The organism is Leucobacter fengyongliangi (assembly GCF_052386045.1).
On the sequence record NZ_CM126356.1, the window covers coordinates 1,278,383 to 1,297,413 of the forward strand.

The 19,031-nt window shown below is 62.8% G+C and carries 14 protein-coding genes and 2 tRNA genes; 3 read left to right on the top strand and 13 right to left on the bottom strand.

Translation table 11 applies throughout. From position 1 onward, the window contains the following. Positions 1–63 precede the first annotated feature (63 nt). From ACTNFK_RS05985 to ACTNFK_RS06000, 4 genes are all read right to left on the bottom strand, one after another. Complete coding sequence (locus ACTNFK_RS05985; protein ID WP_435935908.1) at positions 64–1,500, bottom strand: MBL fold metallo-hydrolase; 1,437 nt, start codon at positions 1,498–1,500, stop codon at positions 64–66. Between the two features lie 369 nt (positions 1,501–1,869). Then, positions 1,870–1,943 (bottom strand) — tRNA-Ile (locus ACTNFK_RS05990). 12 nt (positions 1,944–1,955) lie between these two features. After that, complete coding sequence (locus tag ACTNFK_RS05995; RefSeq protein ID WP_435935907.1) at positions 1,956–2,732, bottom strand: glutamine amidotransferase; 777 nt, start codon at positions 2,730–2,732, stop codon at positions 1,956–1,958. A 132-nt stretch (positions 2,733–2,864) separates the two neighbouring features. Then, a complete protein-coding gene (locus ACTNFK_RS06000; RefSeq protein WP_435935906.1) occupies positions 2,865–4,589 on the bottom strand; it encodes a lipocalin-like domain-containing protein in 1,725 nt (574 codons plus the stop codon). Between the two features lie 187 nt (positions 4,590–4,776). Between ACTNFK_RS06000 and ACTNFK_RS06005 the strand changes: the two genes are divergently transcribed. Next, positions 4,777–5,295, top strand: coding sequence for a DUF3145 family protein (locus ACTNFK_RS06005; protein WP_435935905.1), 519 nt, complete (start codon positions 4,777–4,779; stop codon positions 5,293–5,295). Between the two features lie 94 nt (positions 5,296–5,389). Here ACTNFK_RS06005 and ACTNFK_RS06010 read toward each other — a convergent pair whose 3' ends face one another. The 6 genes from ACTNFK_RS06010 to aceE all read right to left on the bottom strand — a co-directional run bounded on the left by ACTNFK_RS06010 (position 5,390) and on the right by aceE (position 13,129). Next, entirely contained in the window at positions 5,390–6,625 is a 1,236-nt protein-coding gene (locus ACTNFK_RS06010; protein ID WP_435935904.1) for a beta-ketoacyl-[acyl-carrier-protein] synthase family protein, read from the bottom strand. Between the two features lie 120 nt (positions 6,626–6,745). Further along, positions 6,746–6,994, bottom strand: coding sequence for an acyl carrier protein (locus ACTNFK_RS06015; protein ID WP_433646430.1), 249 nt, complete (start codon positions 6,992–6,994; stop codon positions 6,746–6,748). A 65-nt stretch (positions 6,995–7,059) separates the two neighbouring features. After that, positions 7,060–8,064, bottom strand: coding sequence for a beta-ketoacyl-ACP synthase III (locus tag ACTNFK_RS06020; RefSeq protein ID WP_435935903.1), 1,005 nt, complete (start codon positions 8,062–8,064; stop codon positions 7,060–7,062). Positions 8,065–8,086: 22 nt separating this feature from the next. Then, positions 8,087–9,013, bottom strand: a complete 927-nt coding sequence (locus ACTNFK_RS06025) for an ACP S-malonyltransferase (protein WP_433646428.1) — start codon at positions 9,011–9,013, stop codon at positions 8,087–8,089. Positions 9,014–9,134: 121 nt separating this feature from the next. After that, complete coding sequence (locus ACTNFK_RS06030) at positions 9,135–10,334, bottom strand: PucR family transcriptional regulator (protein WP_435935902.1); 1,200 nt, start codon at positions 10,332–10,334, stop codon at positions 9,135–9,137. A 68-nt stretch (positions 10,335–10,402) separates the two neighbouring features. Beyond that, positions 10,403–13,129 (bottom strand): pyruvate dehydrogenase (acetyl-transferring), homodimeric type, encoded by a 2,727-nt coding sequence (gene aceE, locus ACTNFK_RS06035; RefSeq protein WP_435935901.1) that lies wholly within the window; start codon positions 13,127–13,129, stop codon positions 10,403–10,405. A gap of 268 nt (positions 13,130–13,397) precedes the next feature. Between aceE and ACTNFK_RS06040 the strand changes: the two genes are divergently transcribed. Then, on the top strand, positions 13,398–13,856 hold the full coding sequence (locus tag ACTNFK_RS06040; protein ID WP_433646425.1) for a peroxiredoxin: 459 nt from the start codon (positions 13,398–13,400) through the stop codon (positions 13,854–13,856). Positions 13,857–13,921: 65 nt separating this feature from the next. After that, positions 13,922–13,994, top strand: a tRNA-Val gene (locus ACTNFK_RS06045). A 4-nt stretch (positions 13,995–13,998) separates the two neighbouring features. On the opposite strand, the gene ACTNFK_RS06050 is transcribed toward ACTNFK_RS06045, so the two are convergent. The 3 genes from ACTNFK_RS06050 to ACTNFK_RS06060 all read right to left on the bottom strand — a co-directional run bounded on the left by ACTNFK_RS06050 (position 13,999) and on the right by ACTNFK_RS06060 (position 19,002). Then, complete coding sequence (locus ACTNFK_RS06050; RefSeq protein WP_435935900.1) at positions 13,999–15,300, bottom strand: MFS transporter; 1,302 nt, start codon at positions 15,298–15,300, stop codon at positions 13,999–14,001. 64 nt (positions 15,301–15,364) lie between these two features. After that, positions 15,365–17,266: an ABC transporter ATP-binding protein gene (locus ACTNFK_RS06055; RefSeq protein ID WP_435935899.1), complete on the bottom strand. Its 1,902-nt coding sequence runs from the start codon at positions 17,264–17,266 to the stop codon at positions 15,365–15,367. After that, the gene (locus ACTNFK_RS06060) at positions 17,263–19,002 is read right to left on the bottom strand and encodes an ABC transporter ATP-binding protein (RefSeq protein ID WP_435935898.1); all 1,740 of its coding nucleotides are present in this window, start codon (positions 19,000–19,002) and stop codon (positions 17,263–17,265) included. The genes ACTNFK_RS06055 and ACTNFK_RS06060 overlap by 4 nt, the downstream gene beginning before the upstream one ends. Positions 19,003–19,031 lie beyond the last annotated feature (29 nt).

The following is a 19,031-nucleotide window of genomic DNA, read 5'->3' on the forward strand; positions in this document are numbered from 1 at the left end:
GATGTCTCCCGTGTCTAGGTGTTGAGCGGTGGGCGGGCGGTGACCGCCCACCGTGTGGCTGGGTTAGGCTGCGACTGCTGCCAGCGACGCGCTGGTCACCGGCTGGTTCCCCGGGACAGCGAGCCAGCCGAGGTAGCTGCCCTCCAGCTCGGCCACATCGTAACCGGCGCGGCGAAGCGCAGAGGCGGCAACGCTGTTGCGCACGCCACTCTGGCAGTACGTCACGATGGTGCCGTCCTGGGGGAGACGGTCCTGATGCCAGAGCACACGACCGCCCGACAGCTGTTCGGCTCCGGGCAGGTGGCCCTCGGCAAACTCGGTCTTGTTTCGCACGTCGAGAAGCATGACGTGTGCAAAGCCATCGAGATCCTCCGGACGCACCAGCTTCGGCGCGATCAGCTCAAGCCCATCCAGCGAGGTCACGTAGCCCACGACCGAATCGATGCCCACGCGAACCAGGTGATCGCGCAGCTCGGCGGCCACTTCGGAATCCTCGGCAAGGAGCACGAGCGGGCGGGTCTCGACCTCGGGGTTGTACACCCAGGCCCCATAGCTTGCGGCCTTGGCAGCACCAGGAATGTTGAGCGAGCGTGCCACTGTTCCCTCGTGCACTTCGCGATTGCCGCGAGTGTCGACGAAGATGACCGAGTCGGCAGCGAGTGCCTGAGTCAGCTGCTCGGCGGTGTATTCCGTGAGTTCAGTGACGTCACCGATGAGGGCCGGGCCGACCCTGTTCTGCACCTTCATGCGCCCAAAGTAGGCATGCGCATCGGGCTGACCGCTCAGCAGCTCGTCGATGAATCCCTGCTCGTCGTTATTGCGAAGGTACGGGGCCCACCACGAGAAGTTGCGCTCGTAGCCGACAGTCGTCATCGCGATCGCGCCCAGGGCCTTGCCGCACGCACTGCCCGAGCCGTGGGCTGGAAGCACCTGAACGTAGTCGGGGAGCGTGAGGAAGCGATCGCGGAGGCTCGTGAAGAGGTCTTTTGCGCCCCCGAAGCGTGTGTCGATGCCACCGGCCGCCTCGTCGAGGAGGTCGGGCCTGCCAAGGTCACCCACGAAGACGAAGTCGCCGGTCAACATGAACCCGGGTTCGGGGGACTGTGCACCGTCGGTGACGAGGAAGGAGAAGTGCTCGGGGGTGTGGCCTGGGGTGTGAACGCCCTTGAGAGTGATGTTGCCGAGCGTGATCTCGTGACCATCTTTCATGCGAACGGCATCATCGAATGCTGGGCCGTAGGTCCAGTCAGGGCCGCCCTCGTCAGAAACATAGGTCGCGGCACCGGTGCGGGCGGCGAGTTCGCGTGTGCCCGAGAGATAGTCGGCGTGAATGTGTGTCTCGGTGACCGCGATGATTTTCATACCGTTCTTCGCGGCGATTGCCAGATACTCATCGATGTCGCGACGTGGATCCACCACAATCGCCTCGCCCTTGGCTTGGCAGCCGATAAAATAGCTCGCCTGAGCCAGGTCTTCGTCGTAAATTCGCTCCAGCAACATAGTGAGTCCTCTCGTCACGGTCCGTCAGGAAATACCCGAGTGGGTATCAATGGTTTAACTATACCCCCCGGGGTATATCCCGTGTCAAGTGGAATCGTCTCTCGGTGCCCTCCGTGTGGGTGCTCGCGGAATGCGCAGCTAAAGGAAGTGCCCTGTTTGACCCAGGGTGCCTTGCTCGCGCAAACACGGCACCCTGGGCTGAATAGGGCCGCGTGAGTTGCCTGTGCGCCCGGCGAGCACACCAGGCGTGGACGACTGCGTGTCGTGCGGCGCGCATGTTCGGCCAGCTGCACCGGGCGCGGGCATCGCGCGGCGGGAAGGCACAGCGGCGGGAAGGCGCAGCGGACACCAGGGAGGGCAACGGTTCAGTAGGGCGTGCGGGGCTTGAACCCGCGACCGACGGATTATGAGTCCGCTGCTCTAACCGGCTGAGCTAACGCCCCGTGGCAACTCCTCTAGCCTAGTGGAGGCGAGGCCGAGAGGCGCACGTGGTGCGACGAGGAGGTGGCATACTCCTCGATAAAGCGGGCAAGGACCATGTGCGACGCACGCACGTCAGCAGCAGATATCCTCGCGACGATTTGCTCGGTCTCGCTTGGATCAAAGTAACCGTGTCTCGAGTAGACGCGCACACGGTTGGCAAACGACTCCGAGTCGAGTTCCGGGTGAAACTGGGTGGCGTACACGTTCGCGCCGACACGGAACGCCTGCACCGGGCAGGCCGGTGACGAGGCGAGCACCGCGATGTGCGGGGGAACCTCGCTGATCGCCTCCTTATGGCCGACAAAGGCCTCAAAGCTGGCGGGCAGCTCCCGAAAGAGTGGATCGAGCCCGCCAGTCTCAGTCAGACTCACCGTGGTCGCCTGAGCAGGTTCCCCGAAGGTGCGATCGACCCGGGCACCCTGGTGTGAGCCGATGGTGCCGACGCCGTAACAGATGCCCAGGAAAGGAAAATCGCCGGTGATCACCTCATCGAGTAGTCCAGCGAGTTCCCGCTCCACGCGGAGTTCGGTTGCTGATTTCAGCTCGGTAGGTTCGCTGACCGTATAGGGGCTTCCCGCCAGCAAGATGCCCGAGTAGTCGCGCAGATCCACTGGCACGAGAGGTCGCTGATCCACGCGCTGCCAATGCAGCTCTTCGGGGAGTAGACCGGTGAGACGGCAGTACCCCGCATACTCGTGTTCGGCCACGCCATGATCATCACGGGTGGTGATCAGTAAGAAGGGCAGCATGTTCATACGGTAGGGCCACGCGCCATCAGATGCCAACTCGCGTGGCAGGTGTCTCCAGATATGGCCACAACACGCACCGCCCAGGCGATCATGGGCCCCGGCAACATCAACCCCCGGGGCCCTAAAGTCTCGCTAGAACGCCTGCTCGATCCACGCATCTCCAGTGACTCCCTCATTGAGGAGCGATCCTTCGATGCTGCCAATGCCCTCGTAAATGGGCGCGCCCGAGACAGCGAATTCCTGATCTTGTACTCGCGTCGTTACGGTGATCTCCGCATCGAACGACGGAATCTCTACCAGGAACTGTTGCGCGTAGCCCCTGCCGGTGCGTGGGCTTTCCCACAGCTCACCGACCGGCGTGACGGTGCTCGCAACGTAGTAGAGGTTGCCGTCGGGGTCTTGAATCGTTGCGTACGAGTCGACCGTGACTCCAATTTCGGGTTTGTATCCCTCACCGATGATCCCGGCGTTTGAGAGAGTGTAGCCGTTGTCGAGTTGCATGTCTTGCAGCAACCATCGCACCCGGGTGTCAGACGACCCGCCGCCAAAGTTGCCGTACTCGTGATCCATCCAGGTGGTGCCCGACACCTCGAACTCCTCGCCGTCGATCGTGACCGTTCCGGATGCAGCCAGGCGGGTGTATGAGAAGTAGTAGTTGTCCTCCGTGAGGCTGTGGACCTTTGCGCTCGGCTCAATGCCGGTGCCGAAGACGAAGAACGGCCGCCCCTGCTGCGAGAAGGTGAGGTCGAACTCCACCTCGGTCAGGGTGGGATCGTCGACGAGAAGCGACTGCACATGAATGTTTTGACTCGGGTCGGCCTGCGGTGCGGTCATCGACACGAAGCTGCGCACGGCCACCGCGGTGGCACCGCTGCCGTCACCACCGCTCAGGGTGACGGTCGGTATTTCTGTGTACCCAGTACCCGGGTTGACCAACACAATCTGACCGACGGTGCCGTCTTCATCCAACACAGCAATGCCAGAGGCGCCGGTGCCAGTGCCTTCGATCGTGACCGTCGGTGCCGTTGTGTATCCCGAGCCGGGGTCGGTCAGAGTGAACCCGCCGACCTCCCAGGAGGGGTCTCCGAGGCGAGCGTACCAATCCTTTGATGGGTCGCCTTCGGCCCAGTTCGCGACGTTGAAGTTTCCGATTGGCTGGGGCACATAGACCTGCGTTCGCTCGTAGTGCTCGCCGCTGTCGGCATCTGTGAGGGAAACCTGGGTCATCGCGAATCCCTGTCCCACGAACGAGGCCGCGTTGATCTCGAACCCAAACACCCGGTCGCCCGCGCGCAAGGTGCCAATGTGCCACCACCACTCGGTCGGAGCGTCCTTGTGCCGGTACATGTCATCGGGCAGGCGCAGAACGACGTTTTCTTCGGGTACTGGTTCGGGCTTGGTGTCACCCTTCCACAGCGGATTCGCGGGTACCGCGCCGCTTGGTGCACGCACCCCGCCGGGCCAATCCGTCGCGAGCAGGGCTGCGAGTACCAGCACGAGGGCAGTGAGGAGCCCGGGAATCACTGGGGCGAGCACGGACTCTCGTCGGCGCACGTGTGTGAAGATGGCGCCAATCATCACCACGAGCAATCCGAGAGCCGCTCCGGCAATCAACCACCAGGCGAGTGGCGCATATCGTTCCTGGTTCACGAGGCCCACCACAATGCCAGCAGCGCCGAGCAATTCGAGGATCCCGATGAGCTTCACGCCCCACGAAGGAAAGGAATCAACCCAGACCAACCCCTTTGCGCGCAGCCACTTGTTCGGGGCGAGGAGCTTGAGAGCTCCTGCCGCCACAAACAGCAGCGCGGTGATGAGGCCTAGAAACCACAAAGCAACGACCACGGTGACCCCCATAGCCCAGGACCAGCTCGTTGCCCGTCCCCCAAAAATCTAGACTATATCCAAATTGTCGTTCCGTGCTCGGCTTCGCGAAGACCCGTGGTTGCCTCCACCCGCGAAGCGTGCGAGGATAGAGCCGCTATCACACTCACGACCCGATTCGACGTAGGGGAAGACGTTTCGAATTGCAAGGGAGATCGTGATGACGTTAGGAACCGCGCAGGTGAACACCTCGGGGGTACTTTTCGTGCATTCTTGCCCGAAGGCGCTCGCCCCGCACGTGGAGTGGGCGCTCGCTCGCGAAATCGGTTCGGTAGTGAAGCTCGACTGGAGCCCTCAGCCACTTCTGCCCGGAATGTTGCGTGCGGAGGCCACCTGGCGTGGCCCGGTTGGCACCGCCTCGGCCGTCGCGTCATCGCTTTTCGGGTGGCAGCATGTGCGGTTCGAGATCACCGAAGATCAGACCGCCTGCAGCGATGGCGGACGGTGGATGCACAGTCCATCGCTCGGGATATTCCATATGCAGACCGACAGCGTCGGCAACGGCGTGTTGAGCGAGGATGCGGTTCGCGCGGCCATCATAGGTGCTGGGGGAGACGCACAACTGCTCGCCCGTGAGCTTCGCCTCGCGCTTGGAGAAGCGTGGGACAGCGAACTCGAAGCGTTCCGTCAAGCCGAGGACGGCGATGCCACGATTCTCACGCTCCATCGCGTGAGTTAACAGATGTACCGGTCGGTCGACGGAATACCGCGGCCGACCGGCACGCCAACAACGAAGCCCCGGGGATCGTCCCGGGGCTTCCTCTGTCTCGGCGTTACACCGAGCGAACGGCTACCACCGCGTTGTGTCCACCGAACCCAAATGAGTTCGAGATCGCGAGCTGCGGTCCCTCTCCGAGAGGCATCGGTGTGCTCGAAATCGTGAACGGGATCGCCGGATCCTGTTCAGTGGTGTTAATCGTGGGCGGCGCGAGTCGCTCTGCTACGGCAAGTACGGCGAAAACCGCCTCGAGCGCACCCGTACCGCCAAGCAGGTGACCAGTGGCACCCTTTGTGGCCGACACCGGAATCGAGTCGACGCGAGCGCCAAACACAACACGCAAGGCTGCGTACTCGGCACCGTCGCCGGTCGGAGTGGAGGTGGCGTGTGCATTGATGTGCGTCACGTCGTCTGCGCTCGCACCTGCTGCGGCAAGGGCGAGCTCAACCGCACGGCTCGCACCTTTGCCCTCGGGCTCAGGAGCGGTGATGTGGTATGAATCTGCAGTGATCCCGCCGCCAGCGATCTCGGCGTAGATCCGGGCACCGCGTGCGAGCGCGTGCTCCTCGGTCTCGAGAACGAGCGCGGCCCCGCCCTCGCCCATCACGAACCCGTCGCGATCCACCGAGTAGGGGCGTGACGCGGTCTCTGGGCTATCGTTGCGCTTCGAGAGCGCCTGCATCGACGAGAAAGAAGCGAGGGTGATGGGGTGGATCGCGGATTCGGATCCACCAGCAATCACGACATCGGCGAGCCCAGCCTGGAGATGTTCGTAGGCGTTCACGATTGCCTCGGTGCTGGATGCGCAAGCTGAGGCGACCGTGCGCGCGTAGGCGCGAGCCTCAAAGTGCATCGATACTGCGGCCGCAGGCGCGTTGGGCATAAGCATGGGAACCGTCAGCGGCATGACCCGGCGTGGGCCCTTCTCGCGCAGCGTGTCCCACGCGTCGAGCAGCGACCAGAGGCCACCGATACCGGTAGCCCAGTCGACGCCCAGCCGCTCGGATTCAACTTCGGGGGAGCCGGCATCTGCAAACGCCTCCATCGCGGCGATCAGCGCGAACTGGCTCGACGGGTCGAGTCGCTTCGCAACCTGTCGCTCAAGCACCTCTGACGGGCGCACCTTGGCCTCGGCCGCGAACTGCACCGGCAGGTCGTACTTCTCCACCCAGTCGTATTCGAGGGTCTTGGCCCCGGATACTCCAGCCAGCAGTGCGTCCCAAGTCTCGCGGGCAGTGCCGCCGATAGGGGAGGACGCACCGATTCCGGTGACGACGATCTTTTTGCTCATGTTCGTGCCTCGCGAGGATGTTGAAAAGTCGAGTAAGAATTCCCCGAGAACGCGTACGTCGCCGGAGAGAGTCTGTGGGCGGGGAGGGGCGAGCGTTCAGCCCGCCCCTAGCCCGAATGCTTAGGCCTGAGCCTTGACGATGAAGTCGACGGCATCGCCGACGGTCTTCAGGTTCTTTACCTCTTCGTCGGGGATCTTGACGTCGAACTTCTCTTCGGCGTTCACGACGATGGTCATCATCGAGATTGAGTCGATGTCGAGATCATCGGTGAACGACTTGTCGAGTGCCACCACGTCTGCTGCGATGCCGGTCTCGTCGTTGATGAGCTCTGCGAGGCCTGCGAGGACCTCATCGTTGCTGTATGCCATTAATTTCTCCTTTGGTTGGGGTGTGTGAAAGAGGGTAAGAGGAAAAGATCGTGGATCGCTCAGCGCTAGGGAAGCTCGACGATTTGGGCCCCGTACACAAGGCCCGCTCCGAACCCGATCTGCAGGGCCAGGCCACCCGAGAGCTCGGGGTGCGCTTCGAGAAGAGCGTGCATGGCGAGTGGGATCGATGCTGCGGAGGTGTTGCCCTGGGTCTCGATGTCACGAGCGATCACGACGGAGTCGGGCAGCTTCAGTTGCTTCGCAAACTCATCAATGATGCGCATATTTGCCTGGTGCGGAATGAATGCGGCCAGGTCGCTGACCTCAACCCCGGATGCCGCGAGGGTCTCCTTTGCGACCTTCGCCATCTGCCACACTGCCCAGCGGAACACAGTCTGACCGTCTTGCCGCAATGTCGGCCATGCGACTTCGGTGGGGTTATTTCGATATTCCTCGAACGTCGCAGTCATGCGAATCGCGTCCCACTTCTCGCCGTCGGAACCCCATTGGGTAGGTCCGATTCCGGGGTGGTCTGACGGGCCGACGATGACCGCGCCCGCGCCGTCGCCGAGCAGGAAGGAGATGCTGCGATCGGTGGGATCCACGACATCGGAAAGCTTCTCGGCACCAATTACCAGCACGTTCTTGCAGATGCCAGAGCGCACGAGTGCATCCGCTTGGCCGACCCCGTAGGTGTATCCCGCGCATGCGGCCGAGATGTCGAAGGCAGCGGCAGGAGCGAGACCGAGGCGGTAAGCAGCGAGGGAGGCCATTGACGGGGTGACCGCCACGTTTGAGATCGTGGAGATGATCACTCCGTCGATCTCAGTGCGATCGAGACCGCTCCTCACGATCGCCTCTTCGCCAGCGGCGACCGCCAGGTCAACCGCCCCCACCGCGGAACTCGCGCGGCGGCGCTGCACGATGCCAGTACGCTGGCGGATCCACTCATCTGAGGATTCGATAGGGCCGACGAGATCGTCATTGGGCACGTCAAGGTCACCGCGTGCCGCACCGACCGAAAGAATTCGGGTGTGCGCCGGGCCGGTGACCTGAGTGAGCATTGCCATGTTCAATCCTTCCGATGGGTGACTAGGCGGTTGCCTGGGCACTCGTGATCAGCTCGACAGCGCCCTCGAGGTCAGCAGGAGTCTTTACTGCGACCGTGGGGACGCCCTTGAGTGCGCGCTTGGCAATTCCCGTCAGCGCGCCGGCTGGGGTGAGCTCAATGAGTCCAGTGATTCCGTGCTCCTGGAAACTCGTCATGCACGCGTCCCAGCGCACCGGATGAGCCACCTGCGAGACGAGCAACTCCAGGTAGCGCTGGCCACGCGCCACCAGCGAACCGTCTGCGTTTGTCCACAACGAATGCGTGGGATCGCTCACCGTGACCTGGGCGGCAGCTGCCGCAAGTGCGGGCACGGCCTCTTGCATAAACTCGGTGTGGAATGCGCCGGCGACCTGCAGGGCGATGACCCGAGCACCGCGGGGTGCGTCAGCGGCGAGCGCTCCGAGCGCCTCGAGCTCTCCCGCCGCAACGATCTGGCCCCCGCCGTTTCGGTTTGCTGGGGTCAGCCTGTGCTCCGCGATCTTCGCGAGAACATCGTCCTCGTTCCCGCCAACCACGGCGCTCATGCCGGTCGGTACTCGAGTGGCGGCTTCCGCCATTGCGCGCCCTCGCACCCCGACCAAGGCGAGGGCATCGGTGTCGCTGAACACCCCAGCGGCCGCGGCCGCGGCGAATTCGCCCACCGAGTGGCCGGCGATTCCGACCTCGTCAAGAGACACCCGCCGGGAGAGGGCGTGCCAGGCGAGCAAGCTCGCCGCGACAATCAGGGGCTGGGCCACTCGCGTGTCACGAATCGTGTCGGCATCGCTCGTGGTGCCGTGTTCCACGAGATCGACGCCTGCGTGTTCCGAGGCGCGGTTCAGGAACGCACGGGCGTCGGGTTCTTCAAGCCAGTCGGCGAGGAAGCCGGGGGTCTGTGAGCCCTGTCCTGGGCAAGCGATGACAATCACGTCTTTTAGTTTCTCAGAAGTTCGCTCGGATTCCGGTATATAACCAACCAGAAATCTTGTGAATCGTTGTCAGAATCAAACAGGCTCGGTGAGGAGGGGTGTGTTGCGAGGTGCCCGCGGGCTATCGCTTGGCACGAACGGGCCGTTTTGCCCCGTGTTGGGCGATCGAACCGACGATGAGCGCGGCCTGCAAGATTAATGCCTCGCGGGCCCCGGTCGCGTTCCACCCGATCACCTCGCTGACCTTCTTCAGGCGGTATCGCACGGTGTTGGGGTGCACGAAGAGCTCGCGCGCGGTGGCTTCGAGGGACCGACCATTGTCGAGATAGCACCACAGGGTTTCGAGGAGTTCGCCGGAATGGGCAGTGAGGGGCTCGTAGATCTGTTCGATGAGCGTCCTCCTCGCGAGCCCATCGCCGGCGAGTGCCCGTTCGGGAAGGAGATCGTCCGCACCTACCGGACGCGTGGCGCCTCTCCAGGATCTCGCGACGGCAATGCCGGCGAGTGCGGCGCGTGCGCTCCGAGACGCCGAAACCAGGTTTTCGACCGTGGGACCGAGCACGAGTGGGCCGTCGGCAAAGAAATCAACGAGGCGCTCGGCTATCTCGAGAAATGGAACCTGAGCCGGCGGCATCGCGTGAGGATCCTTGCTCTCCTGCGCCATGCGTCCGAGCACGAGCACGAGTCGCGTTCCTTGCAGACCGACCAACACGTCGGCGCCAGAGTGGCGGGCGGTTCTCCGAATCTGATCAACATCTACCGATCGGTCGGAGGTGCCGACGAGCACTGCGGCCTCGCCGGCACCATGCCATCCCAAGGCCGCAATGCGGCTCGGAAGCTCGTCGTCGCTCTCTCCAGTCAGGATCGAGTCGACGACGAGCGCCTCAAGACGCGCATCCCACAGGCCGCGAGCTTCCGCAGCTCGTGCATAGACATCAGCCGCGGCGAAGGCCACGTCGCGCGAATAGTGCAGGATCGCCTCACGCAGCTCCTCGCTTCGGCTCGCAACACGTTCTTCCACTACGGAGACGACAACGCGGATCAGCTGCAGGGTCTCTTGCAGGCTGATGCTCCGCAGGAGTTCGCGTGGCGCAACGCTGAACACGTCGCTTGCGATCCATGGGGTCGCGCTCGGATCCTCGTACCACTGGATGAACGAGCTGATTCCGGTCTGCGCCACCAGGCCGACCGCACTGCGCCGACTCGGTGGCATTTCGCCGTACCACGGCAGCGTCTCCTCTAACCGAGCCATCGTCTGCGTCGCCAGTTCGCCAGCGATCGTGCGCAGCCAGCTGAGCTCGCGTTCCTTCGATCGTTCCATGCGTGCTCCGATTGCTGTCCGGTAGGTGGTGGTGGGGTGCGTGCGACGAGCTCGGTGGCGCGGAGAAGCTAGGCTTCTCCGCCCGCACCGCCCGTGGTGCCCGCGTTGACATCGCGCAGGCGATAGCGTTCGGCCGCCTGTCTGGGCACAGAGGCATCGATCTTGCCCTGAGCTGCGAGGCGCTGCAGCACCTTCACCACGACCGACTCGCGGTCAATCGCGAAGTGACGCCTGGCTGCGGCGCGGGTATCTGAGAAGCCGAACCCATCGGCGCCCAGCACCGAGTAATCGCCCGGAACAAACTGACGAATCTGATCCGGAACATCGGTCGCCCAGTCGCTGACGGCCACTACCGGACCCTCGGTGCCCTGCAGCTTCTGAGTGAGGTACGGCACCCGTACGTCCTCCTCGGGGAAAAGGAAGTTGTGACGCTCTGCCGCGATACCGTCGCGGCGCAACTCGCTCCACGAGGTAACGCTCCACACGTCGGCGGAGACGCCCCAATCCTTCTCCAAGAGATCCTGGGCTTCACGCGCCCACGGCACCGCTACACCCGAGGCGAAGATGTGCGCGGGGATTCCCTCACCCGTCGAAGGGCTGACGCGATAAATTCCACGCAGGATCCCGTCAACGTCGACACCTTCTGGCTCAGCCGGATGGATGATCGGCTCGTTGTACACGGTGAGGTAGTAGATGACGTTGGGATCCGGATGGGATCCGCCGTACATGCGTTCCAGGCCGTCCCGCACGATGTGACCGATCTCGTACCCATAGGCCGGATCGTAGGAGACCACCGCGGGGTTGGTGTTTGACAGCACCAGAGAGTGCCCGTCGGCGTGCTGCAGGCCCTCGCCCGTGAGCGTGGTGCGACCGGCTGTCGCACCAATCATGAACCCACGAGCCATTTGATCGCCGGCTGCCCAGATGGCGTCGCCCGTTCGCTGGAATCCGAACATCGAATAGAAAATGTAGATCGGTACCAGAGGCTCGCTCTGCGTGGCGTACGAGGTGCCAACCGCGGTAAACGCCGCAGCTGCTCCGGCCTCGTTAATGCCCACGTGCAGCAGGACCCCCTGCGGGCTCTCCTTGTATGCGAGCAACAACTCGCGATCCACGGAGACGTAGTTCTGGCCGTTCGGATTGTAAATCTTTGACGTGGGGAAGTAGCTGTCCATTCCAAAGGTGCGCGCCTCGTCGGGAATAATTGGCACAAAGCGATGGCCAAAACCCTTCTCGCGCATCAGGTCTTTCAGCAGCCGCACGAACACCATGGTGGTCGCGGCTTCCTGCGTTCCGGATCCCTTAGCCGCAATGGCGTAGGTCTGCTTCTCAGGAAGCGAAATTGGCACGTGGGAGGAGCGTCGCTCGGGAAGGTAGCCTCCCAGTTCGCCACGACGTGACTGCAAATACTGGATCGCCGCATCGTCTGTGCCCGGGTGGTAGTACGGGGGGCGGTACGGATCCGCTTCGAGCTGCGCATCGCTGATCGGAATCCGCATCGCATCGCGGAAGCGCTTGAGATCCTCAAGCGTCATCTTCTTCATCTGGTGGGTCGCGTTACGGCCCTCGAAGTGCGATCCGAGCCCGTAGCCCTTAATGGTTTTCGCGAGAATCACCGTGGGGCGACCCTTGTGTTCGGTCGCGGCCTTGTATGCGGCATAGACCTTGCGGTAGTCGTGGCCGCCGCGGCGCAGCCCCCATACTTGCTCATCGGTGTAGCCCTCGACTAAGCGCAGCGCGCGCTCGTCGCGACCAAAGAAATGCTCACGCACAAAGGAACCGCTCTCGGCCTTGTACGTCTGGAAGTCGCCGTCAGGCGTCACGTTCATGAGGTTCAGCAGTGCACCGTCGGAGTCGCGGCTGAGGAGGTCGTCCCATTCACGACCCCACACCACCTTGATGACGTTCCAACCTGCGCCCCGGAAGTAACTTTCCAGTTCCTGAATGATCTTGCCGTTGCCGCGCACGGGGCCGTCAAGACGCTGCAGGTTGCAGTTGACGACGAAGGTGAGGTTGTCGAGCCCCTCGTTCGCGGCGACCTGCAACTGGCCGCGGCTCTCCACCTCGTCCATTTCGCCGTCGCCGAGAAATGCCCACACATGCTGGTCACTGGCATCTTTGATGCCTCGATTGGTGAGGTACTTGTTGAGCTGTGCTTGATAGATCGCATTGATCGGGCCAAGACCCATCGAGACGGTCGGGAACTGCCAGAAATCTGGCAAGAGTCGAGGGTGTGGGTAGCTGGGGAGACCGCCCCCCTCGTGTGACTTCTCCTGGCGGAACCCGTCAAGCTGATCTTCGCTGAGCCGGCCTTCGAGGAAGGCGCGAGCGTACACGCCGGGAGAGGCGTGGCCCTGAATAAACACCTGATCCCCGCCGCCGGGGTGATCCTGGCCGCGGAAAAAGTGATTGAATCCAACTTCGTACAGCGATGCAGCCGATGCGTAGCTGGAGATGTGCCCGCCGACACCAATGCCGGGTCGCTGCGCGCGGTGCACGGTCACGGCCGCATTCCAGCGGATCCACCGACGGTAGCTGCGCTCGAGTTCTTCGTTGCCCGGGAACTCTGGCTCGTCGTCAGATGCGATGGTGTTGACGTAGTCCGTCGTGGGGACCTGCGGCACGCTCAGGTGCAGTTGGCGAGAGCGAGCGAGCAGGCTCGTCATGATCTCGCGGCCCCGAGCGGCGCCTCGTTCGTCGACGACTGCGTCGAGTGACTCGACCCATTCAGTTGTCTCTTCAGGATCGATGTCCTCGCGATCAGACGCGTACGGATCCTCAGTGTTCACAGCCACGTTGTTGCTCCTTCACCAGGTGTCGCAGGAGTGCCGGGTTTGGCACGGTGCGAACTAGTCGCCGCCGGTAGGCGGACCGAAACCACACTATCGAAGTCACACGAGAATTGCCGTCTTGGGTCGGGCCCGCGTGACGGATTCCACAATTTCGGGTGCGGATCACGCGCGATCGCACGGAAAGAATCGTCGGAAGCGGCATCAGGCACGCGCCCCATAGACTGGATAGACGCTTAAATACAGACGCCCCGCGTCGAAAAGGAGACTGTACATGGTGCTGCACGTAGGCGCGATCGCCCCGGATTTCACGCTGTCAGATCAACACGGAGAGGAATTGACGCTCTCTGAGCTCGTCGAGAGCGGACCAGTAGCGATCGTCTTCTTCCCGCTCGCGTTTTCAGGAATTTGCACGGGGGAGTTGTGCGAACTGCGCGACAACATTGCCCTGTTCGCGGATTCGAAGGTGCGTCTCGTGGGTATTTCGGTAGATTCCGTGCACGCGCTGCGGGCCTGGGCAACTCAGGAGGACTACGAGTTCTCGATCCTCTCCGATTTCTGGCCCCACGGAAAGGTTTCTCGAAGCTTCGATGCATTCGTGGAGGAGCGCGGCATTGCGACTCGCGCGACGGTGATTGTGGGCGAGGGTCTCAAGGTAGTGGCGTCGTTCGAAACGAGTCCGGGCGAAGCGCGCGATTTCTCCGCGTACCGTGAAGTGATCGCCACGCTCTAGGCGACGCGCGATTTAGCACCGCGGTGCGGATTCCTCTAGGATGGTGAGGTCCGCATCGCGGGCGGGGGCCTGTAGCTCAGCTGGTAGAGCGCCACGTTTACACCGTGGATGTCGTCGGTTCGATCCCGGCCGGGCCCACCGTTCATGCTTGTCTGGCTGATGCCGGATGGGTCTCGTACATTCTGAACGAGACGAGAAGCGCCGCGATCGCACTGATCGCCACAGCGAACCACACGGCAGCGTGCAGCCCCAGAGAATCGGCGACGAGCCCGCCGAGTATCGCTCCTGCCGCGTAGCCGAGGTCTCGCCACACCCGATACACGCCAACCGCGCGCCCCCGCCACGACGGGTGTGCCACATCTCCGACCGCGGCGAGCAGCGTCGGGTAGACCATCGCCGTGCCGGCTCCGAGCAAAGCTGCCCCTGTGGCCCAGCCGGAAAAACTATCGCCGAGCGCGATAATGACCAGCGCACCCGACTGCAGGGCCATCCCAGAGGCGATCAACCATTTTCTGCCGATGCGATCGGAGAGCGCCCCGGTCAGCAGTTGACCCATGCACCATACCGCGGGATACAGGGCGAACAGGAGCCCGATCTCTTGCACCGTGAGATCGGCGGTTGAAAACAGCAGCGGAAACAGCCCCCACGAGAGGCCGAAGTTCAGGTTGTTCACGAGTCCCGCGTGGCTGGCTGTAGCCAGCGCAGGTTCGCGAAGGCTGGTGAGCGCGACAATCTGACGGTTCGTGAGGGTGTCGTTGAGCCGGTGGGGAGATGCGGAATTGCTCTCCGCAGTATTCACCGCGGCGTTCGCCAATCGACTCGCCTCAAGTCTCGCGAAGCCGCGCGTCTCTCGGACGAACACGCCGGAGAGAAGAATTGCGAGCGCCGTGTAAGCGAGCCCCAGAAGGAACGGGGCGGGCCGCAGGCCGTACTCCGCGGCCAGGTAGCCCGCGAACAGCGAGGTCACAGCCACGGCTCCGTAGCCGGCGGCCTCGTTGAGTCCCATCGCGAGTCCGCGCTGTGACGGGCCGACCAGGTCGATCTTCATCACCACCGTGGTCGACCAGGTCAGGCCCTGATTGATGCCCAACAACACGTTCGCCAGCACGATCCACGACCAGTCGGGCGCGAGAATCAACATGATGGGCACCGGGATCGCAAACATCCAGCCCGCGAGCAGTACCGGCTTGCGACCGTAGCGGTCTGAGAGTGTTCCAGCGAAGTAGTTTGCAATCGCCTTGGTGATACCGAACGCAGCAACGTACACGAAGATGAAGGTAAACCCGGTCAGCCCGAACACTTCTGTGGCAAGCAAGGGCAGCACTGTTTGCTGCTGGCCGACCATTCCACCCACGAGCGCGTTGATCGCAACGAGAAGCGTGAACTGCGCTGCGTTGGCGCGGAGACCCAGTCGAGGTGCTGGGCCTCCGGTTCCGACCCTCACGCGTCGATCTCTCGTGTGTGCATAAGCACCAATATACCCCATGGGGTATTTTTCTGAGAGGTGACTATTCTGAGTCTTCGACGAGACCGGCCGCGAACTGCGATTGGTAGAGACGGTAGTACGCTCCGTGTGCGGCGATCAGTGCATCGTGCGAACCCTGCTCCACGATTGCGCCATCCTCCATCACCAGAATGATGTCGGCATCTCGGATGGTCGAGAGTCGGTGCGCGATCACAAACGACGTGCGATCCGCGCGCAGCCGACTCATCGCATTCTGCACGAGCACTTCGGTACGTGTGTCGACCGAGGAGGTCGCCTCGTCAAGGATCAGAATGTCGGGGTTGCTGAGGAAGGCGCGGGCAATGGTGAGTAGCTGCTTCTCGCCAGACGACAGGTTGGTCGCCTCGTCGTTGATGATCGTGTCGTAGCCATCGGGCAGGGTGCGAATGAACCGATCCGCGTAGCTTGCCTCCGCTGCGGCGACAATCTCGCTGTCGCTCGCGTTGTCGCCACCATAGGCGATGTTGTCGCGAATCGTGCCGCCGAACAGCCAGGTCTCCTGCAGCACCATACCTATGTGGTCGCGGAGTTCGCGCCGCGGTACCGAGGCAATGTCGACACCGTCAATCGTGATCCGACCTCCCTGCAACTCGTAGAAGCGCAGGATGAGGTTGACGAGCGTGGTCTTGCCGGCACCTGTCGGGCCCACGATGGCGATGGTGGATCCCGGCTCAGCGACCAGGGAGAGTCCATGAATCAGCGGGCGCTCGGTGGTGTACCCGAATGTGACGTTCTCGAACGCGACTCGCCCCTCGATCTCGTCGGGCAGGGAGCCGTCGAGATCCGCCGTCTCTTCGGGAGCGTCCAGCACCTCAAAGACTCGCTCCGCCGAGGCGATTCCCGACTGCAGCAGGTTCGCCATTGAGGCGAGCGCAGTGATCGGATGGGTGAACTGTCGACTGTATTGCACAAACGCCTGAATCGCCCCGATTCCCAGCGTGCCACTCGTCACCATGAGCCCACCGAAGACGGCGATGGCCACGTAGTTCAGGTTCCCGATGAAGAACATGACCGGCATGATGATGCCGGAGATGAATTGCGCACCAAAGGAAGCCTCATACAACTCCGCGTTCTTCTGCACAAACGCGGCGCGCACCTCTCGCCGACGACCGAAGACGGTCACGAGGTCGTGCCCGGTGTATGCCTCCTCAATCTGGCTGTTGAGTTCGCCCGTTGATTTCCACGTCTTCGCGAAGAGCTTCTGTGAGCGCTTGCCGATGAACATCGTGAGCGCCAGGGCGATCGGGATGGTTACGAGGGCGACGACCGCGAGCTGCCACGACACGACGAACATCATCACCACAACGCTGATGAGCGTGAAGAGATTGCTCAGGATCTGCGAGAGGGTTTGCTGCAGAGACTGCGAAATGTTGTCGACATCATTGGTAACGCGGCTGAGGAGTTCGCCGCGCGGTTGGGCATCGAAGTATTGCAGGGGGAGCCTGGTGATCTTGTCGCTCACCTGCTGGCGCAGCCGGTAGATCGAACGCTGCACGACTCCGTTGATGATGAACGCGGCGAGTGCGGAGAAGACGAAGAAGCCGAGATAGACCGCGAGAGCCAACATCAGCACGCGCCCGACGGCCGCGAAATCGATCGGCACACGGTCGCGCACGGCGGCATTGAAGATGAGGTCGGTCGCGCTGCCGAGAATCGCCGGTCCGAGCGCGCTGAGGCCGGTGCCGAGGATCGTCATGGCGATGACGAAGAAGATCGCGATGCGGTGTGGTGCGAGATGACCGATGAGTCTCTTCAACGAGGGGCCAAAGGAGATGGCCTTCTCGCCGCTTGCCATGCCGGGTCGTAGGGGACCGCGAGGTCCGCTCTCCTGAGCCTGGGGGCCGAACTTTGGCCGCTCGTTCGCCGGGGGCCTGGAGGAGTGTGCCTGGGGGCTGTGGAGACTCATGCGGTGACTTCCTCGTCTTCTGCCCGGAACTGGCTCTCAACGATTTCGGCGTAGGTCGGACACGTGCGGAGGAGATCCTCGTGTGTGCCGATGCCCGCGACCGTGCCGTCGTCAAGCACGACGATTTGGTCCGCGTCGCGGATTGTCGAGACGCGCTGTGCCACCGTCACGACCGCAGCGTGCCCGACTTCACGCGCGAGGGCCGCACGGAGTCGCGCGTCGGTCGCCACATCGAGCGCAGAAAAGGAGTCGTCAAACACGTATATGTCGGGTGTGCGAACCAGTGCACGCGCGATCGCGAGTCGCTGTCGTTGGCCACCCGAAACGTTCGTGCCGCCCTGAGAGATCGCGGAACCGAGCCCGTCGGGCATTCGCTCGACGAAGTCGCTTGCCTGCGCGATTTCGAGGGCTTGCCAGAGCTCCTCGTCGCTCGCTTCCGGGTTTCCCATCCGCAGATTCGAGGCGACGGTGCCGCTGAAGAGGTACGGGCGCTGCGGTACGAGTCCGATGCGGCCCCACAGAACGTCGGGGTCGAGATCGCGCACATCGACACCGTCGACCTTCACACGTCCCCCCGTCGCGTCCGTGAGACGGGGAATGAGATTGATCAGGGTGCTCTTCCCCGATCCGGTCGAACCAATGATGGCGGTCGTGGTGCCGGGCAGCGCCGTAAACGTAATGTCAGTCAGCACGGGCTTCTCGGCCCCAGGGTAGGAGAAGCTCACGCCCTCGAATCGGAGTTCGCCTCGCTGATCCACGGGGGTCACCGGTTGTGCAGGTGGGGTGACCGACGTGGGGGTCTCGAGAACCTCGAGAATGCGACCAGAGGAGACGGCGGCGCGCGGTGCGATCATCAGCATCATCGTCGCCATCATCACGCTCATCAGAATCTGAGTGAGGTAGGCGAGGTACGCGGTGAGCTGCCCGACCTGCAGGTTACCATCGGCGATGCGGAACGCTCCGAACCACACGACAGCGACGCTGGAGACATTCATCACGACAAACACTGATGGGAATATCATGGCCATGCGCCGCCCCACTCGCGTGGCCGTGTCTGTGAGCTCCGCGTTTGCGCGGTCAAATCGCGCCGCCTCGGTTGGCTCCCGTACGAACGCTCTGATCACCCGAAGGCCGGAAATCTGCTCCCGCAGCACCCGGTTCAGTGTGTCGATCCGCCTCTGTTGCGACTGGAAGAGCGGAGTCATTTGGGCAATCAGCACCCCGATGATCGTGCCCAGGGCAACTATGGCGGCGAGGATGAGCCAGCTGAGCCCCACGTCCTCGCGAAGTGCCATGAAAATGCCGCCAATCGCGGTGAGCGGGGCGCTCACGATCATGGTGGCGGTCATGAGCACGAGCATTTGCACCTGTTGCACATCATTCGTGTTTCGCGTGATGAGGGTCGGCGCACCGAACAGGGCGACTTCACGACCTGAGAAGCTCAAGCCATGAACAAAGATTGACTCACGCAGGTCTCGGCCGAAACTCATGGCAGCCTTCGCCCCAAACCAAACCGCGCCGATCTGGGCACCAATCTGTAGCAGCGAGACCAGCAGCATCAAGCCACCCAACCTCCAGATGGTGCCCGTGTCGCCGGTCGCGACTCCGTCGTCGATGATCGAGGCGTTCAGCGTCGGCAGAATCAGCGACGCAACGGCCTGCGTGAGTTGAAGCAGAATGACCCCGGCAACGAGCGGGGCATACGGGCGCAGGTACTGTGCCAATAGGCGAATCATGCCTGGCCTCCCTCTGAGAATGGGCTGCC